Source organism: Aeromonas sp. S8(2024), assembly GCF_041403085.1.
Taxonomy (GTDB): Bacteria; Pseudomonadota; Gammaproteobacteria; order Enterobacterales; family Aeromonadaceae; genus Aeromonas; species Aeromonas dhakensis.
Genome location: NZ_JBGLRF010000008.1, coordinates 50,105 through 76,814, shown reverse-complemented (window position 1 = coordinate 76,814; position 26,710 = coordinate 50,105). Strand labels below are relative to the sequence as shown.

The following is a 26,710-nucleotide window of genomic DNA, read 5'->3' as shown; positions in this document are numbered from 1 at the left end:
TGAGTGGCTCCTGCACATACTATTCGTGTGATATTATCTACCAAACATTAATCGAAGGCGAGCAGGGCGATCGGCATGTTGAGAATGAGTCTGGATATGGTGGTGCTGCGGTTGAACGAGGAGCGGCTCGAGCTGCTGCTGGAGACCCGCGATCGCCCGCCCTTTGCCCACTGCTGGCAACTGCCGGCCCTGCGCATCGACGAGACCCGGGATCGGGATCTGGACGCGGCTCGCCATCGCCTGCTGACCGAGTGGGGGCTGGGCCACTGCTACAGCGAGCAGGTCTGCACCCTGGGCAACCTGGAGCGGGATCCCCGTGGCTGGTCCACCACCCTGGTCTACCTCTGTCTGGTGGATCCCGAGGTGGAGGTTCTCCACGGCTGTTGGCACCCGCTTGCCGCCCTGCCGGGGCTCAGCCTCGCCTTCGACCACACCCAGCTGATCGCCAGAGGGCTGGAGCGACTGCGCATCAAGAGTCGCTACAGCACCCTGCCGCTGCAACTGCTGGGGGCCGAGTTCACCCTCTCCGAGGTGCAGCGGGCCTTCGAAATCATCCTGCAGACCCCGATGAACACGGCCGCCTTTCGCAAGCGGATCCATCGCGCCGATATCCTGGTGGACACCGGCCGCAAGCGCACCGGCAAGCAGCGTCCCGCCATCCTCTACCGGCTGGAGAGCCCCTGCTGCGTGATGTTCGATCAGGTGATGCACGGAGCGGAAGCATGAGTGGTGCAGGTGTGCACAAGGTATTGGTAAGCGCCTGTCTGCTGGGTCCATGTTCGTTGCGCTACGAGGGCCCAGGTTTTAGCCAGCGGGGGAGCAAAGCATGAGTGAGACCAGCGTGCACAAGGTATTGGTGAGTGCCTGCTTGCTGGGTCAGCCGGTTCGTTACGACGGCCAGAGCAAGGGCATCGTCAGCGACTGGCTGCAGACGCTGGGGGCCGAGGGGCGGGCATTGGCCTTCTGCCCCGAGGTGGCGGGCGGTCTGCCGACCCCGCGCCCCCCTGCCGAGCGGCAAGGGGAGCGAGTGATGACCGCAAGCGGGCTGGATGTGACGGCTGAGTTTGCCCGTGGCGCCGCGCTGGCGCTGGCGACTTGTCAGCAGCAGGGCATTCGCTTCGCCCTGCTCAAGGAGGGGAGCCCCTCCTGCGGCAGCGGCCGCATCTACAACGGCCGCTTCGAGGGGCAGTCCGTGGCGGGCGAGGGCATGACCACTGCCCTGCTGCGTCGCCACGGCATTGCCGTGTTCAGCGAGGATCAGCTGCCCGAGCTGGCCTCGGCGCTCGCCTCGGCGGCCTGCGGATCGGTCTGAGCCACCGCATCGGCCGCCTGCCACTGCGCCAGCACGGCGTCCTTCTCCTGCCAGCGCTGGTTCAGCCACTCCTGAAAGCCGCGTTTGAACTGCTTGTCATTGAAGTAATCCCCCACCAGCTGCTCGTCCACCGGCAGTTCCTCGATCCGCACCCGGATGCGCTTCATCCGCCCCATCAGGAAGTCCTTGAAGGGGGTCTCGACGTTGTCCGGATAGCTGATGGTGACGTTGATCAGGCTGTCGAACTGCTCCCCCATGGCCGCCAGGGTGAAGGCCAGCCCCGCCGCCTTGGGCGGCATCAGATGCTGGTATCGGGAGCGGGAGGCATCGCGCTTCGCCTCGGTGAAGCGGGTCCCCTCCACGAAGTTGATGACGGTGGTGGGGATGTGGCGAAACTGCTCGCAGGCGTTGCGGGTGGTCTCGATATCCTTGCCCCGCAGATGCGGGTTGCGCAGCAAGAACTCCCGTGAGTAGCGACGCATAAAGGGCATGTCCAGCCCCCAGCAGGCCAGCCCCAGCAGCGGTATGTAGATGAGCTCGTGCTTCATGAAGAATTTGGGGACCGGCAGCCGGTCGCGAAACAGGTGACCCAGCACGACTATGTCGGTCCAGCTCATGTGGTTGCTGATGATGAGATACCAGCCATCCTTGCGCAGCCGGGTGTCGTCCTCCACCTGCCAGTCGATGCGGGTGGTGAGGCGGATCACCAGGGCGTTGCAGGCCAGCCACAGCCGCATGAAGCGGTTGTTGAGCCGGCTGCAGGCACGGGCCAGGAGCGGAACGGGCAGCAGTTTGACCAGCGACACCAGCAGGATCAGGCTGGCGCACAGGGCGGTAAACAGTATGGTCAGGCTGGCGCTGATGAGCAGCACCAGCGGACCCGGGAGCAGGCTTAGCATGGCGTAGTTTGGGGCGTCTTGTCTGCCAGCAGCTGGTTCAGGGTCTGGTCCTTCTCGTGCCAGATCCCGTTCAACCACTGCTGAAACTCTTGTTGGAACTCGGGGTCATTGAAGTAATCCCCCACCAGATTGCGTTCGATCGGCAGAAAGCGGACCCGAACCTTGATCTCCTTGACCCGACCGCACATGAAGTCCCAGTAGCTGGGGATGCCGCCCGGATAGGCGATGGTGACATCCACCAGCTTGTGCAGCTGATCGCCCATGGCTGCCAGGGTGAAGGCAATGCCGCCAGCCCTCGGGTGCAGCAGGTGGCGATAGGGCGCTGCCTGTTTGTCGTGTTTGCGGGCGGTGAAGCGGGTGCCCTCGACAAAGTTCATCACGCTCACCGGCATGTGGCGGTACTTGGCACAGGCCTTGCGCGTGGTCTCTATGTCTTTTCCCTTCAGATGGGGCTTCTTTTCCAGCAGTTTGCGGGAATATCGCTGCATGAAGGGGAAGTCCAGTGCCCACCAGGCCAGACCGAGAAAAGGTACCCAAATCAGTTCTTTCTTGAGGAAAAACTTCAGGAAGGGGATTTTTTGATTAAAAACCCGCTGCAGTACCAGTATGTCGACCCAGGATTGATGGTTGGCAATCACCATATACCACTCATTCCGGTGCCCTTTGTCCACTCCGACCACATCGAAAGGGGTTCTGATGATGGTTTTCTGGATCAGGTTGTTGAAACCGATCCAGCAGCCGGCGCTGCCATCCAGCAGGGCGTTGCAGAAGGTGCGCCAGCCCTTGAGGGGCAGCACCAGCTTGAGCAGGCCCAGCGAGAGGATCGGGATAAACCAGAACAGGGTGTTGAGAAAATAGAGCAGGGTCGAGAGGCTGCCGCGCAGTCGCTCAATCAGCTTGTTGGGCATGGGTCGGGTCCGTCTTGCTGTCGATAAAGGGCCATCAAGTGGTCAGATCTGTGGCCATAATATCAGCCGATGGCCCGCGAGACCATGCAGGGCCGTCAGGTGCGCTTGCGACCCATCAGCCGCTGCGCAGCCGTGACAGCAGCCGATCCATGGCCCGATAGCCGAGCGCCTCGATCAGGTGCTCTCTTTCGATGGCGGCGTGCCCCGCCAGATCGGCGATGGTGCGCGATACCCGCAGGATGCGGTGCCAGGCCCGGATGCTGAGCCCCAGCTTCTGGATGGCGTTCTCCAGAAACTCGGCATCTTGCGGCGACAAGCGGCAAATTTCTTCGATTTCGCGGCTATCAAGCAAATTGTTGAGCTTGCCGTTGCGGCTCAGCATGCGCTCCCGCGCGCCCAGCACCCGTTCGCGGATCTGACCGCTCGACTCCCCCCGCTCCGCCTTGCCGGTCAGGCTCCCCTTGGGCAGCAGCGGCACCTCCACCGTCAGGTCGAAGCGGTCGAGAAAGGGGCCGGAGAGCTTGCCGAGGTAGCGCAGGATCTGATCCGGGCTGGAGCGGGTCTGGCCATCGCCGTAGTGGCCGCAAGGGCTGGGGTTCATGGCGCCGACCAGCTGGAAGCGAGCGGGGAAATCGACCTGGCGGGCGGCCCGGCTGATGGTGATGTGGCCGGTCTCCAGCGGCTCGCGCAGGGAGTCGAGCACCTTGCGCTCGAACTCCGGCAGTTCATCCAGAAACAGCACCCCGTTGTGGGCCAGGGATATTTCGCCGGGCCGCGGGTGGCTGCCACCACCCACCAGCGCCACTGTCGAGGCGCTGTGGTGCGGTGTGCGATAGGGTCTGTGGTGCCAGTGACCAGCGCGCGGGGTGAGGCCGCCGATGGAGTGGATGGCGGCGGTCTGCTGCGCCTCCTGTTCGCTCAGCGGTGGCAGAATGCCGGGCAAGCGGCTGGCCAGCATGCTCTTGCCGGTGCCGGGCGGGCCGATGAACAGCAGGTTGTGGCTGCCGGCGGCGGCGATCTCCAGCGCCCGCTTGGCCTGGGATTGGCCGATCACATCCTGCAGATCCGGCACATCGGGCAGGGCCTCCGCGCTCTGGGGATCCGGCAGCGGCAGCTCGTATTGACCCGCCAGCCAGGCGGTGACGGCAAGCAGCTGATGGGCGGTGCGTACCTCGGCGTCCTGGATCAGCGAGGCCTCGGGGCCGTTCTCCCGCGGTACCAGCAGGGTGCGACCCGCATCGCGGCAGGCGAGCACGGCGGGCAGCACACCGAGCACGGGGCGGATCTCGCCGGTCAGGGCCAGCTCCCCCAAAAATTCGTGATCAAGCAGGTATTTTGCGGGTATCTGCTTGGAAGCGGCGAGAATACCGATGGCGATAGCCAGATCGAAACGGCCCCCCTCCTTGGGCAGATCGGCGGGGGCCAGATTGACCGTGATGTGCTTGCTCGGGAACTCGAAATTGCCGTTGAGCAGGGCGCTGCGCACCCGATCCCGCGACTCCTTCACCGAGGTTTCCGGCAGGCCCACCATGTTGAAGGCGGGCAGACCGTTGGAGAGGTGCACTTCCACCGTGACTTGCGGGGCCGCTATTCCCAGGCTGGCACGGCTATAAACCACAGCTAATGACATAAATCCCGTCCTTGGTTTGATGTATATGCTGGTTAACCGTTTTTTATTAGTTTTTTGTTCCAACTGACGCGATTGGACTCAGTGAAAATCAGAGTCTTGTCAGGCAAAAAACGCTTGCCCAATAAAATCCGCCGTGCTAGTTCTAATAGCCATTCGCGGTAAAAACCGCCCCAATTTCACAGGATTTCCGGTTGTAACTATGAACATGGCCTCCCGTTTCGTCAGCATTATTGTGGTCCTAGTGGTGATTATTATCTCACCGCTCGGGGCTCGTTTAGCTGCACGGAACAAGGGATAGACCCACCACCGGACAGAACGAAACAAGCGACCCCCGAGCCTCACGGCCCGGGGGTTTTTTTTCGACCAAAGGACAGGATTTTCCAGATGAACGGCGCGCAGTTTTTGGTACAGGCTCTCAAGAAACAGGGTGTGACCCAGGTGTTTGGTTACCCGGGTGGGGCCATCATGCCGGTCTACGATGCCCTGTATGACGGCGGTCTGGCGCACCAGCTCTGCCGCCACGAGCAGGGGGCCGCCATGGCGGCGGTGGGTTATGCCCGCGCCTCCGGTCAGGTGGGGGTTTGCATCGCCACCTCGGGTCCGGGCGCCACCAACCTGGTGACCGGCCTCGCGGAGGCGCTGCTCGACTCGGTGCCGCTGGTGGCCATCAGCGGTCAGGTGCCCTGCGCCGCCGTGGGGACAGATGCGTTTCAGGAGGTCGATGTGCTCGGCATGTCTCTCTCCTGCACCAAGCACTCCTTTATGGTGACGGACGTGGTGGATTTGCCTCAGGTGATCGCCGAGGCCTTCGCCATCGCCAGCGAGGGGCGCCCAGGTCCGGTGCTGATCGATCTGCCCAAGGACGTGCAACTGGCCGCAGTGCCGGCCCAGAGTCCGCTGTTTGCGGTGGCGGAGCCCGAGCATCTCAATCCGGCCGAGTTGACGGCCGCTCGCACCCTGCTGGCCGCCGCCGAGCGTCCGGTGCTCTACGTCGGCGGCGGGGTGGGCATGGCTAATGCCGAGCAGCAGCTGCGCGACTTTGCCGTCGCCACCGGCATGCCTGCGGTCACCACCCTCAAGGGAATAGGCGCGCTCGACCCCGACAGCCCTGTTTATCTGGGCATGCTCGGCATGCACGGCACCAAGGCCGCCAACTATGCGGTGCAGCAGTGCGACCTGCTGGTGGTGGTGGGCGCTCGTTTCGATGATCGGGTGACCGGCAAGCTGGAGGAGTTCGCCCCCGAGGCCAAGGTGATCCACCTGGATGTGGACGCCGCCGAGTTCGGCAAGCGCCGCGCCGCCGAAGTGGGCATCACCCAGGATCTGAAACAGGTGCTGCCGCACCTCGCCATGACGTTGGCCATCGAGCCCTGGCGTGAGCACTGCACGAACATGGCCCGCGAGTACGCCTTCCGCTACGACCATCCCGGCCAGCCCATCTATGCTCCGGCGCTGCTCAAGCAGCTCTCTGCCAGGTTGCCGGAGAGCAGCGTGGTGGCCTGCGACGTCGGTCAGCACCAGATGTGGGTGGCCCAACACATGCGCTTCACCAGCCCGCGCAACCACCTCTCCAGCGCTGGTCTCGGCACCATGGGCTTCGGTCTGCCCGCCGCCATCGGCGCCAAGATGTCGCGCCCCGAAGATGAGGTGGTGCTGGTGAGCGGCGACGGCTCTTTCATGATGAACGTGCAGGAGCTTGGCACCATCCGCCGGGCCCAGCTCAAGGTGAAGATGGTGCTGCTGGACAACCAGCGCCTCGGCATGGTGCGCCAGTGGCAGGAGCTGTTCTTCGACGGCCGTTACAGCGAGACCATCCTCTCCGACAATCCCGATTTCGTCGCCCTGGCCGCCGCCTTCGGCATCCCGGGCGAGACCATCACATGCAAGGAGGAGATAGCTCCGGCGCTCGACCGTCTGCTGGCGAGTGAGAGCGCCTATCTGCTGCATGTGGCCATTTCAGAGGAAGAAAACGTCTGGCCCCTGGTACCGCCAGGAGTCGCCAACCACCAGATGATGGAGCAACGCCCATGAGTCAGTTCAATACCTTGCAAATCCATGCCCAGCCCAGACCCGAAGTGATGGAGCGGGTGCTGCGGGTGGTGCGTCACCGCGGTTTCAACCTCTGCGCTCTCAACATGGAGCAGGATTGCCAACAACTGCGGATCACGGTTACTGTCGAGTCGGTGCGTCCCATCCAGCAGTTGTGGAGCCAGCTGGTCAAGCTGGTGGACGTCTCCCGGGTCGATGCACTGGAACAGCAACCCCGGATCAGAGCTTAAGGAGCCAAGCCAATGTCACAGCCTTCCCAATCCGCCACTCATCCCCAATACATCTGGTTCAACGGCAAACTGGTGCCCTGGCAGGATGCCCAGGTGCACGTGATGAGCCACGCCCTGCACTACGGCTCCTCGGTGTTTGAGGGGGTTCGCGCCTACGACACCCCAAAGGGGACCTGCATCTTCCGTTTGCAGGAGCACACCCGCCGCCTGTTCGACTCCGCCAAGATCTACTGGATGGACGTCCCCTACAACGAGGCCGAGATCAATGAGGCCTGCCGCACCGTGGTGCGCGAGAACGGCCTGAAAAGCGGCTACCTGCGCCCGCTGGCTTTCATCGGTAACGTGGGCCTTGGCCTGCATCCTCCCAAGGATGCCAAGGCCGACGTGATCGTTGCGGCCATTCCCTGGGGCGCCTATCTCGGCGAAGAGGGACTGAAGAACGGGGTGGATGTGTGCGTCACCTCCTGGAACCGGCTCGCTCCCAACACCATTCCCACCGGTGCCAAGGCGGGCGGCAACTATTTGTCCTCCCAGCTGATCAGTCGCGAGGCCAAGCGCAACGGCTTCGCCGAGGGGCTGGCGCTGGACGTGAACGGTTACCTGAGCGAAGGGGCGGGGGAGAACCTGTTCCTGGTGAAGAACGGCGTGCTGTTCACCCCGCCCGTTACCGCCGCCATCCTGCCCGGCATCACCCGCGACACCATCATGACGCTGGCCCGCGATCTGGGTTACGAGGTGCGCGAGCAGGCGCTGCCCCGTGAGGCCCTGTATGTGGCAGACGAGATCTTCATGACCGGCACGGCAGCCGAGGTGACCCCGGTGCGCTCCGTCGATCGCATGCAGGTGGGTGCCGGTTGCCGCGGTCCGGTGACCGAGCAGCTGCAGAACGCCTTCTTCGGCCTGTTCAACGGCCAGACCGAAGACAAGTGGGGCTGGTTGACGCCGGTGGCTGACTGACAAATGAGGGGAGGCGATGTGCCTCCCCGAGTCGCTTCCGGTCAGGGCACCCGGCGGTGCCCTCACCAGGATCGATTCCCGATCCGAGAGTCACTTTTTCATTTCCAAAGATAATGAGCCCGCTGGGCATTCAGGGAGTAGAGACAATGCCGAAGTTGAGATCCGCCACCACCACCCACGGACGTAACATGGCCGGGGCCCGCGCCCTCTGGCGTGCCACCGGCATGACCGATCAGGATTTCGGCAAGCCCATCATCGCCGTGGTCAACTCCTTCACCCAGTTCGTACCGGGCCACGTCCACCTCAAGGACTTGGGCCAGCTGGTGGCGCGCGAGATCGAAGCCGCCGGCGGGGTCGCCAAGGAGTTCAACACCATCGCAGTGGATGACGGCATCGCCATGGGCCACGGCGGCATGCTCTACTCCCTGCCGTCGCGGGAGCTTATCGCCGACTCGGTGGAGTACATGGTCAACGCCCACTGCGCCGATGCCATGGTCTGCATCTCCAACTGCGACAAGATCACCCCGGGGATGCTGATGGCCGCCCTGCGCATCAACATCCCGGTGATCTTCGTCTCCGGCGGCCCGATGGAAGCGGGCAAGACCAAGCTCTCCGATCAGATCATCAAGCTGGATCTGGTGGACGCCATGATCCAGGGCGCCGACCCCAAGGTTTCAGACGCCCAGAGCGAACAGGTGGAGCGCAGCGCCTGTCCCACCTGCGGCTCCTGCTCCGGCATGTTTACCGCCAACTCCATGAACTGCCTGACCGAGGCGCTGGGTCTCTCCCAGCCGGGCAACGGTTCCCTGCTGGCGACCCACGCAGACCGTGAGCAGCTCTTCAAGCTGGCGGGCCAGCGCATCGTGACCCTGGCCAAGCGCTGGTATGAACAAGATGATGCGAGTGCCTTGCCGCGCAACATCGCCACCAAGGCGGCGTTCGAGAATGCCATGGCGCTCGACATTGCCATGGGCGGCTCCACCAATACCGTGCTGCACCTGCTGGCGGCGGCCCAGGAGGCGGGTGTCGACTTCACCATGGCCGACATCGACCGCATGTCCCGCAAGGTGCCCCAGCTGTGCAAGGTGGCGCCCTCCACCCAGAAATATCACATGGAAGACGTGCACCGCGCCGGCGGAGTCATCGCCATCCTGGGCCAGCTGGAGAAAGCGGGTCTGGTGCACGGCGACGCCCGCAACGTGCTGGGCACCTCGCTGGTGGAGCTGCTGGCCGAGTATGACGTCAGCCGCCAGCCCAGTCAGGAGGTGGTGGACTTCTACCGCGCCGGCCCGGCCGGCATCCGCACCACCAAGGCGTTCAGCCAGGATTGCCGCTGGCCGGAGCTGGATCTGGACCGCACCGAGGGCTGCATCCGTTCGCTGGACAACGCCTACAGCCTGGAAGGGGGCCTGGCCGTGCTCGCCGGCAACCTGGCGCTGAATGGTGCCATCGTCAAGACCGCCGGGGTGGACGAGGAGAACCTCACCTTCCGTGGCCCGGCCCGGGTATTCGAGAGCCAGGACACGGCGGTCGCCGGTATCCTGGATGGCACAGTCCAGGCAGGTGAAGTAGTGGTGATCCGCTACGAGGGTCCGAAAGGGGGCCCCGGCATGCAGGAGATGCTCTACCCCACCACCTATCTGAAATCCATGGGCCTCGGCAAGGCGTGTGCGCTGATCACCGACGGCCGCTTCTCCGGCGGCACTTCGGGTCTCTCCATCGGTCATGTCTCGCCGGAGGCAGCCTCCGGCGGCACTATCGGTCTGGTGGAGGATGGCGACATCATCAACATCGACATCCCGGCTCGCAGCATGGTGCTGGAGGTGGCCGACAGCGTGCTGGCCGCCCGCCGCGTCGCCGTCGAGGCCCGTGGCTGGAAGCCGCTCGATCGCCAGCGTCAGGTCTCCTTTGCCCTGCGCGCCTATGCCATGTTTGCCACCAGCGCAGATAAAGGCGCGGTGCGTGATCGCACCCTGTTGGGGGAATAAAGATGAATTCCAATATGAATTATGAGCAGTCGACCCGACTGGTCGGTCTTTGCGCCGACAAAGGGTTGATGTGGCGCGATCGCTCGATGCTGGGGGAATAAGTCATGGTCTCTGCGGCGGATTATCTACGCAAGGTGTTGCTCTCCCCCGTCTATGAGGCGGCGCGGGTCACCCCTTTGCAAACCCTGAAGAAACTCTCCGAGCGGCTCGGCAACCACGTCAGTCTGAAGCGGGAGGATCTGCAACCGGTTCACTCTTTCAAGTTGCGCGGCGCCTACCACAAGATTGCCACCCTGACCCAGGAGCAGAAGGAGCGCGGCGTCATCGCCGCCTCTGCCGGCAACCACGCCCAGGGGGTCGCCCTGTCGGCCGCCAGGCTCGGCATCAAGGCGATCATAGTGATGCCCAAGACCACGCCGGACATCAAGATCGATGCGGTTCGCCGCCAGGGCGGCAACGTGCTGCTGTTTGGCAACAGCTTCGACGAGGCCTACGGCGAGAGCCGCCGTCTCGCCGAGTTGGAGGGCTACACCCTGATCCCGCCGTTTGACGACGTCGAGGTGATCGCCGGGCAGGGCACCATCGGCAAGGAGCTGCTGGAGCAGGACACCCATCTCACCCACGTCTTCGTGCCGGTGGGGGGCGGCGGCCTGGCCGCCGGGGTGGCGGTCTACATCAAGCAGTTGCTGCCGGATGTGAAGGTGATCGGGGTGGAGGCGGAGGGCTCCGCCTGCCTCAAGGCCGCGCTGGCGGCCGGTGAGCCGGTCAATCTGGAGCGGGTCTCGCTGTTTGCCGACGGGGTGGCCGTCAAGCGCATCGGTGAGGAGACCTTTCGCCTGTGCAACCAGTATCTGGACGAGGTGGTGACCGTCTCCAACGACCAGATCTGCGCCGCGCTCAAGGACATCTTCGACGACTGCCGCGCCATCGCCGAGCCGTCGGGAGCACTGTCGCTGGCCGGCCTCAAGGCCTACAGCGAGCGGGAGCAGGTGAAAGGGGGACGGATGGCGGCCATTTTGTCCGGCGCCAACGTCAACTTCCACAGCCTGCGCTACGTGTCGGAGCGCTGCGAGATCGGCGAGAAGCGCGAGGGCATGCTGGCGGTGACCATCCCCGAGCGCAAGGGGGCCTTCCTCGACTTCTGCCGTCAACTCGGGCCGCGCATGGTGACCGAGTTCAACTACCGCTACGCCGATGCCGAGCAGGCCTCGCTGTTCGTCTCGGTGCGCCTCAGCGGCGGAGATGAGGAGCTGGGCCAGATCATCGATCAGCTCGGCGGCAACGGCTATCCGGTGGTCAACATGACCGAGAGCGAGCTGGCCAAGAACCACGTGCGTTACATGATTGGCGGCCGCCCTGCCCGGCCCCTCGGTGAACGCCTCTACAGCTTCAAGTTTCCGGAGCAGCCTGGCGCTTTGATGCGCTTTCTGGAGACCCTGGGCTGTCGCTGGAACATCAGCCTGTTCCACTACCGCAACCACGGTGCCGACTACGGCCGGGTGCTCTGCGCCTTTGAGCTGCCGGACGAGGACGTGGCCGCCTTCCACGACTACCTGCACGAGATTGGCTACGGCTGGAAAGAGGTGAGCGACGACCCCGCCTACCGGCTGTTTCTGGCCAGCTAGGTGCGTTGCAAGCAGCAAGAGGGAGGCCATCGGCCTCCCTTTTTCATGGCGCTGCCGGCGCACCCGCGGATACCCCTGCATGGGGCGTTTTGCGGTCGGGAATGCCGGGCGCTTCACACTCTTGAGTCCCAAGTCATTTGAGGCTGACAACAGATGGGATAACCTGATGGGCGGGGCCGGGTTTGCCCCATCAGGGAAGAGAGGCGCAAGAGCGCCCATCACGACTCATTGCAGAGGCTTTTACCATGAACAAATCGATACTTGCCGTGCTGGTCAGCGGCCTGCTCGTCAGCGGGGCCGTGCAGGCTGCCGCTCAGGACAACACCTGGTACGTCGGCGGCAAGGCCGGCTGGTCCAATTTTTACGGTGTGGACTACAACGAGCAGGTCAAAGCCGTTGTCGACCTTGTTGAACCAGACAAGAAGCACAGTGATCTTGGCGTGGGGGCATTTGTCGGTTACCAGCTCAATCCCAATCTGGGCTTCGAGCTGGGCTATGACTGGCTGGGCAAGTACAAACTGGACAAGGCGGTATCACAGGGTACCCAGTCTGCCGGGCTGAATGGCGAAGCCAAGGCGCAGATGGTGCAGGCCACGATGAAAATGAGCCTGCCGGCAACCCCGGTGCTGGATGTGTATAGCAGGCTGGGGGGGGCTTACGCCTGGACTGAGAGCGCTTATTCCGGGTGGTATAGAGACTCCGCCAATCCGGCCAACGATCTCTCATTCGATAGCAAGGGGCACAAATATCATGGTGCCGCATTTGTGGGAGCGTTGGGCATTGAATACGCGATAGATCGTGATTGGGCCGCTCGTCTCGAATATCAATACACAACGCCGCTTGGCAAGACCTCCCCCGAGGAGTCAGGCATCGAGATGGACAACGGCCTGCTGGCCTTCGCCATGCTCTATCGCTTCGGCCAGCAGGGCGACGAGGTGGTGGCGCCCACGCCGGCCCCGGCGGCGCCTGCTCCCGCGGTGGTGGTGGTGCCCAAAACCTTTAGCCTGAGCTCGGACGTGCTGTTCGAGTTCAACAAGGCGACCCTGAAGCCGGCTGCCAGCCAGGCGCTCGACGCTCTGTTCAGCCAGATCGTGGCGGCCAATCCGAAAGACGGGGTGGCAACCGTGATAGGCCACACCGATCGCATCGGCTCCGATGCCTACAACCAGGCGCTCTCCGAGCAGCGCGCCCGCAGCGTGGCAGACTACCTGATTGCGAAGGGGCTGTTTGCCGACAAGGTGCGGGTCGAGGGGCGCGGCAAGTCTTCTCCGATCACCGGCAACAACTGCAGCAGCGGCTCCAGACCGGCGCTGATCGCCTGCCTGGCACCGGATCGACGGGTGGAAGTGCGACTGGAAGGGGTCTCCCAGCAGGCGCAATGACCAGGGTGTTTGCATGAACGACGAGGGAGGCCCAGGCCTCCCTCGTCTGTTTAGCCGGTACCAAGCCGTCGCTGCCATTTGACCCGCTGGAAGCCGTAACCCAGCAGGATCAGCAGCAGGGCGCCGGGCAGTACCGTGTGCCACAGAAAGGGCCACTGCTGCCCCGTCATCAACACCAGCAGGGGGTTGGCGCCGGCGGGCGGGTGGATCAAATCCAGCCCCTGCATCAGCGCGATGGCCAGCCCCACGCCCAGGGCCAGTTGCAGCTCCAATGGCAGGGGCAGCTCCTGTACCAGCAAGCCGACGGTAGCTGTCAGCAGATGGCCGCCGAGCACGTTCCACGGCCGTGCCAGCGGGCTCGCCGGCAGGGAAAACAGCAACACGCAGCTGGCCCCGAAGGGCGCCATGATCAGGGCGGTATGCCAGCTGATGTTCAACCAGCCCAGCACGCCTATCGCCAGTGTCGCCCCCACTCCTGCCCACAAGGGGCCATACCATCTCTTCATCACGGTTTCCTTCTTGGTTTGTCAGCCGTGATTAGGCACATTAGGTAGACAGATCGGTGTACTTCAAGGGGAAAAACGCGATGAGCGAAAAACGGCAACAGCTGATGGAGACGGCCTACCGTCTGTTCAACCGCCATGGCTTTCACGCCACCGGCATCGACCGCATCTGGGCGGAGGCCGGCAGTACCAAGCGCACCCTCTACCGCCATTTTCCCACCAAGGATGCCCTGATCGAGGAGGTGCTGCAGTCCCGCGAGCGGGAGTTCTTCGCCCTGCTGGAAGCGCGTCTGCAGGGGCAGGAAGGGCAGGAGAGCCGCCTGCACGCCCTGTTCGACGGCTTCGGGGAGTGGTTTGGCCGCAGTGACTTCTATGGCTGCAACTTCATCAACGCCAGCGCCGAGTTTGCCGATCCCCGTCACCCGGTTCGCAAGCTGGTGGTGGCGCACAAGCAGGCGCTACTGGACTGGGTCTGCACCAGGCTAGATTGCCACGAGGCGCAAGCCACCGGCATCTGCCTGCTGTTGGAGGGGGCCGTGGTGATGGCGCACAGCTATCAGCAACCGCTGGCACTGGTGCAGGCAAGGTCGCTGGCATTGGCGCTGTTATGTGCCGATGGCGAGGTGCCTGCCGGCTGATATAGCCAATCGGTGTTAAGCCCGCCCCGGCAGCTGGTCGATAACTGACCAGATGTATGGCGCCGAGGGCGAAGATATGCGCATCGATCACTACGACCTCCAGGGGGAGGTGCAATACCAGCAGCAACAGGCCCAGGCCCGCAAGGTGCGCCGGCTCGGCCCCGTGCCGCCAGCTAGCCAGGTACAGTCCCCTGCCACGGCGCCGGCGGACTCTGCACCCGCTGCTGCCGGCGGCGGCAGCCAGCTCACCTTCACCCGCAGCAGCCTGCTGACGCTGCAGATAGCCAGCCGCAGCGCCGCCGGTGCGGTTCAGAGCGCCCCTGAACCTGCCTCGGCCAAGTCCACCGAGACCGGCAAGAGCGAACAGGATGGTATGCCCAACGACGGGCTCGACAATCGCCAGCGGCTCATCAAGCTGATGATCGAGGCCATGCTGGGCCACAAGATAGAGCTGCCGGATCCCATCAAGCCGGCCGAGCAGGGCGCGGAGGGGGTGAGTGCCCCGACGGGTGAGGGGGCCCAGCCTGCCGCCGAGCCGGATCAGCTGGTGGAGGTGACCGACAGCCTGCTGCAAAAAGAGCAGCTCAACGTGGTGGCGGCGGCAAATGTGCAGACCCAGGATGGCCAGACCCTGCAGCTGGATCTTGGGTTTGTGCTGGACTGGCGCCAGCTCGACATCAGCCAGCGTCGCACCACCCTCAATGCCTTAAAGGATCCGCTGGTGCTCAGCCTGGACGGCAAGATAGCCGGCCTGACCGACGCCCGGGTCAATTTCGACCTCGATCAGGATGGCAAGGCGGACAGCCTGCCCGGCCTGAGTGAGGGGAGCGGCTTCGTGGCGCTGGATCGCAACGGCAACGGCACCATAGATGACGGCGGCGAGCTGTTTGGGGCCCGCTCCGGCAACGGGTTTGGCGAGCTGGCGACCCTGGATGAGGATGGCAACGGGGTGCTGGACGAGCGGGACAGCCAGTTCTCGGCGCTGCAGTTCTGGCAGCCGGACCAGTCCCCCATCGCCCTGGTGGAGCTGGGGATCGGTGCCATCCTGCTGCATCCCCTCGACACCCCCTTCAACCATCTGGGGGAAAGCGGCAATCAGGGGGTACTGCGCCAGTCCGGTCTCTATGTGACCGAGCAGGGCAAGGGTGGCTGGGTGCAGCAGGTCGACCTGCGGGTCTGAACCCCGCCACCGCATGGCAAACTAGGTCGCTGACGAAGCGCGCCAGCGACCGCTTCACCCTCAGCAACCAGAACCTGACTCAGTTCAGCTCGGTGGGGTCTATGTCGAGGCTCCAGCGCACCCGCTTGGTCTCGGGCCACCCCTCCAGCTCCTTCACCGCCCAATCCAGCAGCTGGGCCAGTGGCGCCCGGTTTGGCCCCTGCACCAGCAACTGCATGCGAAACTTGCCCGCCTTGCGCTCCATGAAGCCGCTGATGGGCCCCAGCACCTGCACATGTGGGTAGCGGGCGCTGCGCAGGGTGTCGGCGAGGCGGGCGAGGAACAGCTGCACCTCGTCGCGGCCGTTGGCCTCGGCCCGAAACAGCCCCTGATAGCTGAACGGAGGCAGCCCCAGCAGGCGGCGCTCTTTCAACGCCGTGTCGGCGAAATGGCCATAGCCGTTCTGGGTCAGATCCTGCAGCAGAGCGTGTTCCGGATGGTGACTCTGCAGCACTACCAGCCCCGGCTTGCTGGCGCGACCGGCACGGCCCGCCACCTGGGTGTAGAGCTGGGCCAGCTTCTCGGCGGCGCGAAAATCGGCGCTGAACAGGGCGCCATCCACATCCAGCAGCCCCACCAATGTCACGTCCGGGAAGTGGTGGCCCTTGGCCAGCATCTGGGTGCCGATCAGGATCTTGTACTTGCCCGCCTTGATGTCGCCGAGGTGGGTCTCCAGCTCCCCCTTGCGCCGGGTGTTGTCTCGATCGATGCGCACCACCGGATATTGCGGGAACACGGTGCCGAGCAGCTGCTCCAGCTGTTCGGTGCCGACCCCCGAGCCGATCAGATCAACGCTGCCGCACTCCGGGCAGTGATGGGGCAGCGGGCGCACGCTGTCGCAGTGGTGGCAGTGCAGCCGTCGCCCGGCCTGGTGCCAGGTGTACCAGGCATCGCAGCGCTCGCAGGCGGCGCTCCAGCCGCACTGGTGGCAGATAAGAGCTGGGGCGTAGCCACGACGGTTGAGAAACAGCATCACCTGGTTGCCGGCCGCCAGATGCTCTGCCATCAGCTGCTCCAGCTGGGGTGAGAGGCCGGCCTGCAGCCGCACGTTCTTGATGTCCAGGATCACCTGGCGGGCGGTCTGGGCGTTGCCGGCGCGCCGGGTCAGGCTGAGGTGGTGATACTTGCCGCTGCGGGCGTTGTGCAGCGTCTCCAGCGACGGGGTGGCCGAGCCGAGCAGGATGGGAATGCCGGCGCGATGGGCGCGCATCACCGCCAGATCCCGCGCGTGGTAGCGAAAGCCGTCCTGCTGCTTGAAGGAGCCGTCGTGCTCCTCGTCGATGATGATGATGCCGAGGTCGTGAAACGGGGTGAACACCGCGGAGCGGGTGCCGATCAGGATGGCGGCGCCGCCGTCGCGGCAGGCCAGCCAGGCATCGAGCCGCTCCCGATCGTTCATGGCGGAGTTCATCGCCACCACCGGTACGTTGAAGCGGCGCCGGAAGCGGTTGATGGTCTGTGGAGTGAGTCCGATCTCCGGCACCATTACCAGCGCCTGTTTGCCCGCCTTGAGCAGGGGCTCGAGGATGCTCAGGTAGACCTCGGTCTTGCCGGAGCCGGTGATGCCATCCAGCAAAAAGGCGCCGAACCTGTCGCTCTGGCTGGTGACGGCAGAGACCGCCAGCGCCTGCTCACCGTTGAGACGAAGCCCCTCGCCCGGCTCGAAGCGGGCGGCCCAGTCACCCTCATGGCTTGGCTCCAGCGAGCGTTTCTCCAGCAGCCCCTTCTTCTCCAGTGCGCTGAGTGCTGCACTCTGGATCTCCTCCTGCTTGAGGGCGGAGGGGGTCTGCGGCCCCTTGCGCAGCAAGGCGAGCGCCTGCTGCTGCTTGGCCGCCCGCTTGAGCTCGTTGAGATCGACCGCCATGCCGGCCTCGGTGGCGAACCAGAACTCCAGCTCGCGATAGGCGGCGGGCTCCCCCTTGCGCACCAGCACCGGCAGGGCGTGGGGCAGCACCTCCCCCAGCGGGTGCTGGTAATAGCTGGCACTCCAGTTCATCAGTGCCAGGATATCCGGCCCCAGCACTGGCGCCGCATCCAATACCCGCTTGATGGGTTTGAGCTTGTTGCGCGGCACCTGGCTCTCGGCCGGGTGATCCACCACCAGTCCAACCAGGGTTTGCGGGCCGAACGGGATCTCGACCCGGCAGCCGGGGGCAGGCAAGGGCAGGGGGGAGAGATAGTCGAAATGACGGCGTAACGGCACCGGCACAGCCACACGAACCAGATCCAGCGTTTGGGAAGAATTCACCAGAGATTGCCTATTTTTTCTGCGAAGCCACTTGCCTGATCTCAGGCATTTCCTATATTATTCGCAGCCTTTGAAACTGTGTTCAACAATCGTGTGGTGTCCGACAGAAGATCGGATGGCGACACGGCCTATTACTTTGAGGTTGTCCATGAAAGCTGGTATCCACCCTGACTACGTAGCCATCACCGCCAAGTGCTCTTGCGGTAACGTCATCAACACTTTCTCTACCGTTGGTAAAGATCTGAACCTGGACGTGTGCTCCGAGTGCCACCCGTTCTACACCGGCAAGCAGAAAGAAGTTTCTAGCGGCGGCCGCGTAGACAAGTTCAACAAGCGTTTCGGTGCGATGACCACCAAGAAGTAATTTTACTTCTGAAGAATTCTGAAAAAGGCGCCCACTGGGCGCCTTTTTTATTGGTCGGCGTTCTGTCAGGGCCCGCTTTGCCCTATGGTGGTGTGGTTGACGAGGGATGCAGAGCAGGAGCGAGTGAATGAGGAATTGTCTGGTGATGGGGGCGGCGGGTTACATAGGTTCTTACCTGGTGCCCCATCTGCAGGAGCTGGGTTATCGGGTGATTGCCGGGGCGCGGCGCCCCTGCCGGTTGCCGCCCGGGGTGGAGTTTCGCCTCGCCGACAGCCTCAAGCCCATCACTCTGCTGCCCGCCCTGGCCGGCATCGACACCGTCTTCTATCTGGTGCATGCCATGGGAGAGGGGGCCGACTTTCACCGGCTGGAGCAGCAGGGGGTGAAAAACTTCGCCGCCGCCGCTCGCGCCGCCGGGGTGCGTCGCATCATCTATCTCGGCGCCATCCAGCCCGAATCCTGCAACAGCCGCCATCTCAACTCCCGCCGCCACTGTGGCGAGCTGTTTCGGGGCGCCGGCGTGCCGACGGTGGAGCTGCGCGCTGGCATCATCATTGGCCCCGGCTCGGCGGCGTTCGAGGTGATGCGGGATCTGGTGTTCAACCTGCCGCTGATGGTGACCCCCAAGTGGGTGCGCTCGCGCACACCGCCGATTGCACTGTCCAACCTGCTGCACTATCTGGGCGGGCTGGTGGAAGCCGACGGGGTGGACGGCCAGGTCTTCAACGCCGCCGGCCCGGAGCTGCTCAGCTACCAGCAGCAGTTGCAGAAGTTCGCCGCCCATATCGGCAAGCGCTGCCCCATCATTCCCATCCCCTTCCTGAGCCCGCGCCTCTCCGCCTGGTGGCTGCAATTCGTCACCTCGGTGCCGCAACCGGTGGCCAAGGCGCTGGTGGGGGGCCTCAAGCACGACATCCCGGCCGACGACGGCCCGTTGCGGGCCCTGCTGCCGCAAACCCTGCTTAGCTTCGACGAGGCGCTGGCGGAGAGCCTCTCTCTGGAGCAGCGGCTCGGCGCCGAACAGCAGGGGGAGGAGACCCCGCTCGGCCTGCGCTGGCGTCATCCCGAGTACGGCTTCTATGACCGCACCGCCAGCGGCGAGGCCCTCAGTCTCGCCTCGCCCGAGGTGGTGTGGCAGGTACTGCAGCAGCTGGGGGGCGAGCAGCGCTACTTCTACATGAACCAGCTGTGGGTGGTGCGGGAGTGGATGGATCACCTGATCGGCGGCCCGGCGCTGACCCGCGGTCGCACCAACCCGGATCGCTTCGTGAAGGGGGACATGCTGGACTCCTGGCAGATCCTCGGGGTGGACGAGGGGCGCAGGCTGGATCTGCTGTTCAACATGAAGGCGCCCGGTGTCGGCCGGCTGGAGTTCAACATACTGCCGGAGGAGTCGGGGCTGACCCGGCTCAAGGTGACGGCTCACTGGCATCCGCAGGGGGCCTGGGGGCTGGCCTACTGGCTCGCCATGCTGCCGTTCCACCTCTTCATCTTCCAGGGGATGACGGAGGCGATCGCCCGGAAGGCGGAGGCCATGGCGGGAATCCCCGTCATGGATTGAAACCATATCTATAACTAAATAGGTATTTGTAAGTGGTATGACATGCTAATTACTGGCTTGTCATTGGTGGGTTGGCGATACTTTCCTCTGTGAAAGCCCGGTGGTTTTCTTTATGATCCCCAGCCCTCGCCCGTGGGCGAGCCAATGCACCACTCATTCACTACCGTATCGGGGTCCCCCATGTCCGATCAGCAGCACGATCTCCGCCAACAGGCACTCGACTATCATGCCCAGCCCGTGCCGGGCAAAATCGCCATCGCCCTCACCAAGCCCGCCGAGACCGCCCGCGATCTGGCACTGGCCTACAGCCCGGGCGTTGCCGAGCCGGTGCGCGAGATCGCCGCCAACCCGGCCGATGCCTACCGTTATACCGGCAAGGGCAACCTGGTGGCCGTCATCTCCAACGGCACCGCCATCCTGGGGCTGGGCAATCTGGGCCCGCTGGCCTCCAAGCCGGTGATGGAGGGCAAGGCCCTGCTGTTCAAGCGCTTTGCCGGCATCGATGCCATCGACATCGAGGTGAAGCACGACACCAGCGCCCAGTTCATCGACACGGTCGCCGCCATCGCCGACACCTTCGGTGGCATCAACCTGGAAGACATCAAGGCCCCCGAGTGCTTCGAGATTGAACAGGCGCTGATCGAGCGCTGCGACATTCCGGTGTTCCACGATGACCAGCACGGCACCGCCATCGTCACCGCCGCCGGCCTGCTCAACGCGCTGGAAGTGCAGGGCAAGCAGATTGGCGACAGCCGCATCGTCTGCATGGGTGCCGGCGCCGCCGCCACCGCCTGCATGGACCTGCTGATCAAGTGTGGCGCCAAGCCCCACAATATCTTCATGCTGGACCGTCAGGGCGTGATCCACAGCGGTCGTACCGATCTGAACCAGTACAAGCAGCGCTTCGCCAACGACACCCCTCTGCGCACCCTGATGGAGGTGATCGACGGGGCCGACGTCTTCGTCGGCGTCTCCGGCCCGGACGTGCTGCCTGCCGAGGCGGTAGCGATGATGGCCCCCAATCCGGTGATCTTCGCCTGCTCCAACCCGGACCCCGAGATCAAGCCGGCGCTGGCCCACGGGGTACGTGGTGACCTCATCATGGGGACCGGTCGCTCCGACTACCCGAACCAGATCAACAACGTGCTCTGCTTCCCCTTCATCTTCCGCGGCGCCCTCGACGCCCGTGCCAGCCGTATCAACGATGCCATGAAGATTGCGGCGGTCGAGGCGATCCGCGGTCTGGCCAAGGAGCCGGTACCGGCCGAGGTGCTGACCGCTGCCGGCGTCAGCGAGCTCGCCTTTGGCAAGGACTATGTCATTCCCAAGCCGATGGATGCTCGTCTGCTGCCGCGCGTCGCCCGCGCCGTGGCGCTGGCTGCGGTGGAATCCGGCGTCGCCCGCATCGCCCTGCCGGCGGACTACATGTTGGGTTGAGCCAAGGCAAGCGCGCAGAAAACAGAAGGGGCCCCATGTCGGGGCCCCTTTTCATTACGGGAAGCTTGCTGGTCGATTACTTGGTCTTGGGAGCAACCTTGACGGCCGGCGCCTTGGCGTGGGCAGCCTTGTGGTGTTTTTTCACGACCTTGGTCTGGGTAGCCTGGGGAGCGGCAGCCTTGGTCGGGGTGGCAGCCATGGTGAAGCCGGAGGTCAGGGCGAAGACAGCAGCCAGGCTCAGGGGGATCAGCTTGTTCATATTCCAGTTCCTCATTCGGGTTGATGACATGGAGCGTTTCTCCATGACTTCATCCTAGGGCTGTTCGACTTGCGGTTCAGTGAGTGACTGGTGACGGTTTGTATCCAAATGTACAGGCAGCATCAGGCAGAAACGGGCACCGCTGCTGCTTGGCAGCAGCTGCACCTCGCCGCCGTGGTGGCGGGCGATGCTGCGTACGATGGCCAGCCCCAGCCCGGCACCGCCGGTGCGTCGGTCGCGGCTCTGATCCAGCCGCACGAAGGGCTCGAAGATCTGCGGCGCCAGCACCGGATCGATGCCGGCACCGTCGTCGGCCACCTCCAGCAGATAATGATCCTGCTGGCGCGCCATGCTGAGGGTCACCAGGCCGGCGGCGTGGCGCAGGGCGTTGCCGATGAGGTTCTCCAGCGCCCGATCGAGCAGGCGGATGTCGCCGCGCCAGGGCAGGGCCATGGCTGGGCGCACGAAGTCGAGCCGTTTGTCCGGTCGCAGCGCCTGCCAGTCGGCGAGGCGGCTGCCGGCCCAGCTGCCAAGCTCCAGCTCGCTGCACTGCAGCGGCAGCTCGGGGCGATCGAGCCTGGCGTAGGTGAGCATCTCCTCGATGAGGGCGTCCAGCGCGCCGAGATCCCGCGCCAGCCCCTGCTGCTCCTCGGCCGAGGGGGCGGGATCCAGCATGGCGAGCCGGTAGCGCAGCCGCACCAGCGGGGTGCGCAGCTCGTGGGCGATGGCGTCGGTCAGCTGCTTGCGGCTGGCCAGCATGGCCTGCAGCTGCTCGGTCATCTGGTCGAAGGTGCGGCCGACCCGGCCCAGGCTGCTGCCGGGCGGCAAGCGGGTGCGACAGGAGAGATCGCCGTCACCGACCCGGCGGGCGGTCTGTTCGAGCTGCTGCAGGCCGCGCCAGTGCGGGCGCAGCCAGAGCAGGATCGGCAGTCCCAGCGAGAGACCGATGACCAGCAGCAGCCCCACGTCGACCCAGTGCAGCTCGTGCAGGTAGGAGAGATAGGGGACGGGGCCGACGATCAGCACCTGATCGGTGCCCGGAATACGCTGCAGGAAGGTGTCATCCTCCTCGACGATGACGATGTTGCCGGCCTCCAGGAAGGCCTGATCCTCGTTGGCCAGCGGCTGGTTGGCGAGGGCGCCGATCTGTAGCGGCAGGGTGAGCTGGCGGCTCTGCTCGGCCATGCGGGCGGGCCAGTGCTCCGGCGGCAAGCGGGCCAGCTCACCGGTGAGCAGACCGAGGGAGCCCTGCATCATCCGCTCCAGATAGCGATCTCCCGCCCGCTCGGCGGTGACCTGATAGACCATGCCGACCAGCAGGATGGCCAGGGTGAAACAGCCGATCAGCAGTAGATAGAACTGGATAAACAGGCGGCGCATTGGGTTCTCCTCTTGCCTGGATTGCGTCTGGGCATTGCCTTGTTGCCCCCTCATCCCCAACCCTTCTCCCGCAAGGGGAGAAGGGAGCAGAGAGCATCAAGGTCATTCGGCGGGGCTTATTCCCAGGCGTGGGGCACCAGCAGGTAGCCCTTCTGGCGCACTGTCTTGATGCGGGTCGGGTTGCTGGTATCGTCCCCCAGCTTGCGGCGCAGGCGGGAGATGGCCACGTCCATGCTGCGATCCTGGCCGTCGTAGTCACGGCCGCGCAGGCTGCGAAACAGCGCCTCGCGCCCCAGGATCTGGCCGGCGTGGCAGGCCAGCTCCCACAAGAGATCGAAATCGGCGGTGGAGAGCGGAATGCTGTCGCCGTCGAGGCGCACATCCCGGCCCGGCCCGTCGATCTGCAACCGGCCGAACTGCAGGCGCTGGGGCGGTGTGTTGGCGACCACGGGTTGCGGGGCCTGTTGCCCCTGCTGGCGGAACTGGACCCGCAGCCGGGCCAGCAGCACGGGGGGCGGCGTGGTCTTGAGGATGTAGTCGTTGGCCCCCAGCTCCAGGCTCAGGATCTGGTTCATGTCGCTGTCGAGCGAGGTGAGCATGACGATGGGACCGGCAAAGCGCGGGCGCAGATCCCGGCACAGGGAGAGACCGTCCTGACCCGGCAGCATGATGTCGAGCAGCACCAGGTCCGGCTGCTCGGCCTCGACCCTGGCCAGCGCCAGATCGCCCCTCGGCTCCAGTAGCACTTCCATGTCGTGGCGGGCCAGCCAGCTGCTGATGAGTTGGCCTATCTCGGGATCATCTTCAACAAAAAGAATGCGTTGCATGGTGGCATGACACCCAGACTGTGGCGCGGATGCGCGTGCCGCCAGCATAGCGGCTCCGGCCGCCCCATGCACTGGGATAAATAATCAAACAGGGCCCGCGGGCCCTGTCTTGTCTTGCTGGTCGAGCGGGGGCTCTGCCCAGGCGGCATCAACCCGCCTTGCGCTTGAGATAGACCCCGGCTTCCATGTGGTGAGTCCAGGGGAACTGATCGAACAGGGCGAAGCGGGCGATCTCGTGGGTTTCGCCCAGCACCGCCATGTTGGCCTGCAGGGTCTCGGGGTTGCAGGAGATGTAGAGGATGTTGTCGTAATCCTGCACCAGCTTGACGGTGGCGTCGTCGAGGCCAGCCCGGGGCGGGTCGACGAAGATGGTGTTGCACTGGTAGGCGGAGAGGTCGACCCCCTTGAGGCGGTTGAACTCCCGCTCACCGCGCATCGCCATGGTGAACTCCTCGGCCGACATGCGCAGGATGATCAGGTTGTCGACGCCGTTGGCGGCGATGTTGAACTGGGCGGAATCCACGCTCGGCTTGGCGATCTCGGTGGCCAGCACCTTGCTAAAGTTCTGCGCCAGCGCGATGGAGAAGTTGCCGTTGCCGCAGTAGAGCTCCAGCAGGTCGCCCTCGCTCCCCCTGGTCACGTCCAGCGCCCAGCCCAGCATCTGTTCGTTGATGGCGGCGTTGGGTTGGGTGAAGCTGTTTTCCACCTGCTTGTAGATCAGCTCGCGGCCTTGCACATTCAACCGTTCGATGACGAACTCCTCCCCCAGGCAGATCTTCTGCTTGTGGGCGCGGCCAATCAACTGCAGCTCGAACCCCTTGGCCCGCAGGTCGGCCTGCAGCGCCTCGGCGGCCTGCTGCCACTCGCTCTCCAGCTTGCGGTGGTAGAGCAGGCTGACGCAGATCTGGCCGGACTGGGTGGAGAGGTAATCGATCTGGAACAGCTTGCGGCGCAGTACGGGGTGCGGGCGCAGCCCCTCCAGCAGCACCGGCATCAGCTGGTTGATGAGGCGGCTGGCGGTGGGGAACTGGTCGACCCGGATGATCTCCTTGGTGGCCGGCGCATACATGCAGTGGTACAGGTCGTCACCGTCGTGCCAGATGCGAAACTCGGCGCGCATCCGGTAGTGTTCGGCGGGGGAGGCGTGCACTTCCAGCGCAGGCAGGGTGAAGTCGGCAAACAACCCGCAGAGGCGCTCGCGCTTCTCGTCGAGCTGGGCCTGGTAGTCGGCCGGGGTTCGAAGGGGCGCCGGGTCGGCGGAAACCTGCTGGGATTGGGTCATGATTTACCTCACATGCACACCGGTCTGGCCGGGACGAAATCGGGGGAAGCCTGCGGCCACCCAAAGGGGCCCGATTTTAAAAGGCCGCTGCGGATTGTCCAGCATTTTGTGGTCAAGAAGTGTGCAGTCAGGCCGATAGCTGATCTACAGGCATGGTGGGAGGACACATTATGCAGATCGACGGAGTGGGCGCGGCCCAACCCAAGGGAGTGGGTGTTGCTCCCAAATCGCCCCAGCAGGCGGAAGCAAAGCAGGCCAACAACGAGGATGAAGTCTCGTTGCACAAGGCGCCGAAATGGGCGCAGGTGCTGGTGCAGCAGGCGCTGCAGTTCGCGCTGGAGATCAACGGCCAGGGCTACAAGGCGCCCAAGGCACAGGATCAGCCGGAGGCGGTGACCCCGGATACCCTGTTCGACTTCCAGTCGGTGGCCGACAACGTGCTGCAGTTCGTCACCGGCCGGCTGGGGGCTGCCCGGGCCGACGGCAAGTCGGACGACAGCCTGACCGGCATGATGGAGCAGGCCCGCAAGGGGGTGGACAAGGGCTTTGGCGACGCCAGGAAACAGCTCGGCGACTGGGCAGACAACGAAGACATCAAGACCGGCATGGATCAGAGCTACAAGCTGATCCAGGAGGGGCTCGACCAGTTCGAGAAGGAGTTCTTCGGCAAGGTCTCCACCACCGACATGGGGCAGGCCGAGATGGCCAGCCGCCAGCAGGGCTCGCTGGAGATCCAGACCAAGGATGGCGACAAGGTGGTGCTGCGCTTCAACGACAGCTGGCAGACCAAGTCCCAGAAGGATGACAGCGGCAGCCAGTTCAGCCTCAAGTCGAGCCAGAGTTTCAGCTTCTCGCTGGAGGGCAACCTGAGCAGCGAGGAGATGGACTCCATCGGCAAGCTGGTCAAGGGGATCGACGATCTGGCCGGCAGCTTCTTCTCCGGCAATTTCGACGACCTGTTGAAGAAGGCGGGCGAGCTGAAGCTGGATGACAGCCAGCTGGCCTCCTATTCGCTCAAGCTCAAACAGAGCCTCAAGCTGAGCCAGACCTATCAGGGGGCGCACTCCCTGCAGGAGATGCTCAAGCCGCTGGCCGACTACCTGCCCAAGCTGGATCAGGTGCAGCAGCAGGCGGATGCCCTGCTGCCGGCATCCCAGCAGCAGGCGCTGACGCCGGCAGTGCTGGCGGCCCGTGGCCAGAGCGATCCGGCCCAGGTGGGCAGCTTCACCAGCTTCAACCAGCGGATGCTGGATGCGCTGCGGATGATCGGCCAGTTCCAGCCGGCGACGGATGCCAGCAGCAAGAGCGTTTGAACCGTTTTGGATCGAGAAGGACCATGACCGGCCGTTTGCCAGCTCCTGCGGGGGCTGGCAAACTGGCCTTTTTCCCGATCCGGCAGCCCCATGAACCCGAAAAAGCCCAGAGACAAGCGCGAGCTTTGCTACCCCTTCATCTTCGAAACCCAGTTCCAGTGTGACTACGAGATCGCCACCGACGAGCTCTGCTGCCAGGTGGGCGCCGTGTTGTCACAGCTGGCACCGGATGCCGAGCTTGCGCCCATGCAGGCGGATCTCGCGGCGCTGCAGCGGCTTATCTACAACCTCAACGGCTCGGTGCGCGGCCGGCTCGGCATCTTCGAGGAGGATCTGGCGTGGCTGAAGGGGCGTTACGATCACTACAACGAGGCGAGCCGGGGCCGGGTCACCGGTTTCGTGCTGCCGCAAGGGCCGCAGCCGATCCCGACCCTGCATCTGTGCCGCTGTGGCAGCAAGAAGGTAGTGCGGCTGCTGGTGCGGCTGGAGGAGAGCGGGGTGCGCTTCGACCCCATCCTCTATCGGTTCGCCAACCTGCTGGCCAACTTCTTCTTCGTGCTGACCGTCTACCTCAAGCAGCTGTGGCAGGTGGACGAGGTGCCCTACGTCAGCATCAACTACTGAATACGGCCAAAAAAGCTTTTGTTTTTCATGAAGATCAAACACGATCATCCCATTTGTCGGTCGCCGGGATGGTCC

At 64.3% G+C, this 26,710-nt stretch carries 24 protein-coding genes; 15 read left to right on the top strand and 9 right to left on the bottom strand.

The window, feature by feature from the left end:
* Window positions 1-75 precede the first annotated feature (75 nt).
* Both ACB031_RS18495 and ACB031_RS18490 read left to right on the top strand, forming a co-directional pair.
* Window positions 76-726, top strand: a complete 651-nt coding sequence (locus tag ACB031_RS18495; RefSeq protein WP_005306829.1) for a DNA mismatch repair protein MutT — start codon at window positions 76-78, stop codon at window positions 724-726.
* Window positions 727-826: 100 nt separating this feature from the next.
* Window positions 827-1,312, top strand: a complete 486-nt coding sequence (locus ACB031_RS18490) for a DUF523 domain-containing protein (protein ID WP_017764912.1) — start codon at window positions 827-829, stop codon at window positions 1,310-1,312.
* On the opposite strand, the gene ACB031_RS18485 is transcribed toward ACB031_RS18490, so the two are convergent.
* The 3 genes from ACB031_RS18485 to ACB031_RS18475 all read right to left on the bottom strand — a co-directional run bounded on the left by ACB031_RS18485 (window position 1,258) and on the right by ACB031_RS18475 (window position 4,749).
* Entirely contained in the window at window positions 1,258-2,211 is a 954-nt protein-coding gene (locus ACB031_RS18485; protein WP_371140039.1) for an acyltransferase, read from the bottom strand. The genes ACB031_RS18490 and ACB031_RS18485 overlap by 55 nt on opposite strands.
* Complete coding sequence (locus ACB031_RS18480; RefSeq protein ID WP_017787026.1) at window positions 2,205-3,119, bottom strand: acyltransferase; 915 nt, start codon at window positions 3,117-3,119, stop codon at window positions 2,205-2,207. Before ACB031_RS18480 ends, ACB031_RS18485 begins: the two co-directional genes overlap by 7 nt.
* A 115-nt stretch (window positions 3,120-3,234) precedes the next feature.
* The gene (locus ACB031_RS18475) at window positions 3,235-4,749 is read right to left on the bottom strand and encodes a YifB family Mg chelatase-like AAA ATPase (RefSeq protein WP_349934276.1); all 1,515 of its coding nucleotides are present in this window, start codon (window positions 4,747-4,749) and stop codon (window positions 3,235-3,237) included.
* Between the two features lie 384 nt (window positions 4,750-5,133).
* On the opposite strand from ACB031_RS18475, the gene ilvG reads away from it, so the two are divergent.
* From ilvG to ompA, 6 genes are all read left to right on the top strand, one after another.
* The gene (ilvG, locus tag ACB031_RS18470; protein ID WP_371140038.1) at window positions 5,134-6,780 is read left to right on the top strand and encodes an acetolactate synthase 2 catalytic subunit; all 1,647 of its coding nucleotides are present in this window, start codon (window positions 5,134-5,136) and stop codon (window positions 6,778-6,780) included.
* Window positions 6,777-7,028: an acetolactate synthase 2 small subunit gene (gene ilvM, locus ACB031_RS18465; protein ID WP_005306810.1), complete on the top strand. Its 252-nt coding sequence runs from the start codon at window positions 6,777-6,779 to the stop codon at window positions 7,026-7,028. The genes ilvG and ilvM overlap by 4 nt, the downstream gene beginning before the upstream one ends.
* A 12-nt stretch (window positions 7,029-7,040) precedes the next feature.
* On the top strand, window positions 7,041-7,985 hold the full coding sequence (locus tag ACB031_RS18460; protein WP_371140037.1) for a branched-chain amino acid transaminase: 945 nt from the start codon (window positions 7,041-7,043) through the stop codon (window positions 7,983-7,985).
* Window positions 7,986-8,131: 146 nt separating this feature from the next.
* Window positions 8,132-9,973, top strand: coding sequence for a dihydroxy-acid dehydratase (ilvD, locus tag ACB031_RS18455; RefSeq protein WP_042005587.1), 1,842 nt, complete (start codon window positions 8,132-8,134; stop codon window positions 9,971-9,973).
* A 104-nt stretch (window positions 9,974-10,077) separates the two neighbouring features.
* Window positions 10,078-11,598 carry a threonine ammonia-lyase, biosynthetic gene (ilvA, locus tag ACB031_RS18450; protein ID WP_017781280.1) on the top strand — a complete coding sequence of 507 codons (1,521 nt, stop codon included), beginning with the start codon at window positions 10,078-10,080 and terminating at the stop codon, window positions 11,596-11,598.
* A 245-nt stretch (window positions 11,599-11,843) separates the two neighbouring features.
* Window positions 11,844-12,980 (top strand): porin OmpA, encoded by a 1,137-nt coding sequence (gene ompA, locus ACB031_RS18445; RefSeq protein ID WP_371140036.1) that lies wholly within the window; start codon window positions 11,844-11,846, stop codon window positions 12,978-12,980.
* A gap of 50 nt (window positions 12,981-13,030) precedes the next feature.
* Here the strand turns inward: ompA and ACB031_RS18440 are convergent, their stop codons facing one another.
* The gene (locus tag ACB031_RS18440) at window positions 13,031-13,429 is read right to left on the bottom strand and encodes an HPP family protein (RefSeq protein WP_185450496.1); all 399 of its coding nucleotides are present in this window, start codon (window positions 13,427-13,429) and stop codon (window positions 13,031-13,033) included.
* Window positions 13,430-13,566: 137 nt separating this feature from the next.
* Here ACB031_RS18440 and ACB031_RS18435 point away from each other — a divergent pair, with 137 nt between their 5' ends.
* Both ACB031_RS18435 and ACB031_RS18430 read left to right on the top strand, forming a co-directional pair.
* Window positions 13,567-14,121 (top strand): TetR/AcrR family transcriptional regulator, encoded by a 555-nt coding sequence (locus tag ACB031_RS18435; RefSeq protein ID WP_371140035.1) that lies wholly within the window; start codon window positions 13,567-13,569, stop codon window positions 14,119-14,121.
* A 52-nt stretch (window positions 14,122-14,173) separates the two neighbouring features.
* Window positions 14,174-15,301, top strand: coding sequence for a hypothetical protein (locus tag ACB031_RS18430; protein ID WP_371140034.1), 1,128 nt, complete (start codon window positions 14,174-14,176; stop codon window positions 15,299-15,301).
* A 79-nt stretch (window positions 15,302-15,380) separates the two neighbouring features.
* Here the strand turns inward: ACB031_RS18430 and priA are convergent, their stop codons facing one another.
* The gene (priA, locus tag ACB031_RS18425) at window positions 15,381-17,588 is read right to left on the bottom strand and encodes a primosomal protein N' (RefSeq protein WP_336291260.1); all 2,208 of its coding nucleotides are present in this window, start codon (window positions 17,586-17,588) and stop codon (window positions 15,381-15,383) included.
* A gap of 148 nt (window positions 17,589-17,736) precedes the next feature.
* On the opposite strand from priA, the gene rpmE reads away from it, so the two are divergent.
* From rpmE to ACB031_RS18410, 3 genes are all read left to right on the top strand, one after another.
* Window positions 17,737-17,952 (top strand): 50S ribosomal protein L31, encoded by a 216-nt coding sequence (rpmE, locus tag ACB031_RS18420; protein ID WP_005306787.1) that lies wholly within the window; start codon window positions 17,737-17,739, stop codon window positions 17,950-17,952.
* 127 nt (window positions 17,953-18,079) lie between these two features.
* Window positions 18,080-19,513 (top strand): DUF2867 domain-containing protein, encoded by a 1,434-nt coding sequence (locus tag ACB031_RS18415; RefSeq protein WP_371140033.1) that lies wholly within the window; start codon window positions 18,080-18,082, stop codon window positions 19,511-19,513.
* 180 nt (window positions 19,514-19,693) lie between these two features.
* Window positions 19,694-20,950: a malic enzyme-like NAD(P)-binding protein gene (locus tag ACB031_RS18410; protein ID WP_065018456.1), complete on the top strand. Its 1,257-nt coding sequence runs from the start codon at window positions 19,694-19,696 to the stop codon at window positions 20,948-20,950.
* Window positions 20,951-21,026: 76 nt separating this feature from the next.
* Here the strand turns inward: ACB031_RS18410 and ACB031_RS18405 are convergent, their stop codons facing one another.
* The 4 genes from ACB031_RS18405 to trmA form a co-directional block, all read right to left on the bottom strand.
* Complete coding sequence (locus ACB031_RS18405) at window positions 21,027-21,209, bottom strand: hypothetical protein (RefSeq protein WP_010635722.1); 183 nt, start codon at window positions 21,207-21,209, stop codon at window positions 21,027-21,029.
* Between the two features lie 54 nt (window positions 21,210-21,263).
* Window positions 21,264-22,589: a two-component system sensor histidine kinase RstB gene (rstB, locus tag ACB031_RS18400; protein WP_371140032.1), complete on the bottom strand. Its 1,326-nt coding sequence runs from the start codon at window positions 22,587-22,589 to the stop codon at window positions 21,264-21,266.
* Window positions 22,590-22,705: 116 nt separating this feature from the next.
* Window positions 22,706-23,416 carry a two-component system response regulator RstA gene (gene rstA, locus ACB031_RS18395; protein ID WP_219313630.1) on the bottom strand — a complete coding sequence of 237 codons (711 nt, stop codon included), beginning with the start codon at window positions 23,414-23,416 and terminating at the stop codon, window positions 22,706-22,708.
* 148 nt (window positions 23,417-23,564) lie between these two features.
* Window positions 23,565-24,698, bottom strand: a complete 1,134-nt coding sequence (gene trmA / locus ACB031_RS18390; RefSeq protein ID WP_005306768.1) for a tRNA (uridine(54)-C5)-methyltransferase TrmA — start codon at window positions 24,696-24,698, stop codon at window positions 23,565-23,567.
* Window positions 24,699-24,868: 170 nt separating this feature from the next.
* On the opposite strand from trmA, the gene ACB031_RS18385 reads away from it, so the two are divergent.
* Entirely contained in the window at window positions 24,869-26,011 is a 1,143-nt protein-coding gene (locus ACB031_RS18385; RefSeq protein ID WP_117405396.1) for a DUF5610 domain-containing protein, read from the top strand.
* A gap of 90 nt (window positions 26,012-26,101) precedes the next feature.
* Window positions 26,102-26,635, top strand: coding sequence for an ATP--cob(I)alamin adenosyltransferase (locus ACB031_RS18380; protein ID WP_010635727.1), 534 nt, complete (start codon window positions 26,102-26,104; stop codon window positions 26,633-26,635).
* The last annotated feature ends 75 nt before the right edge of the window (window positions 26,636-26,710 follow it).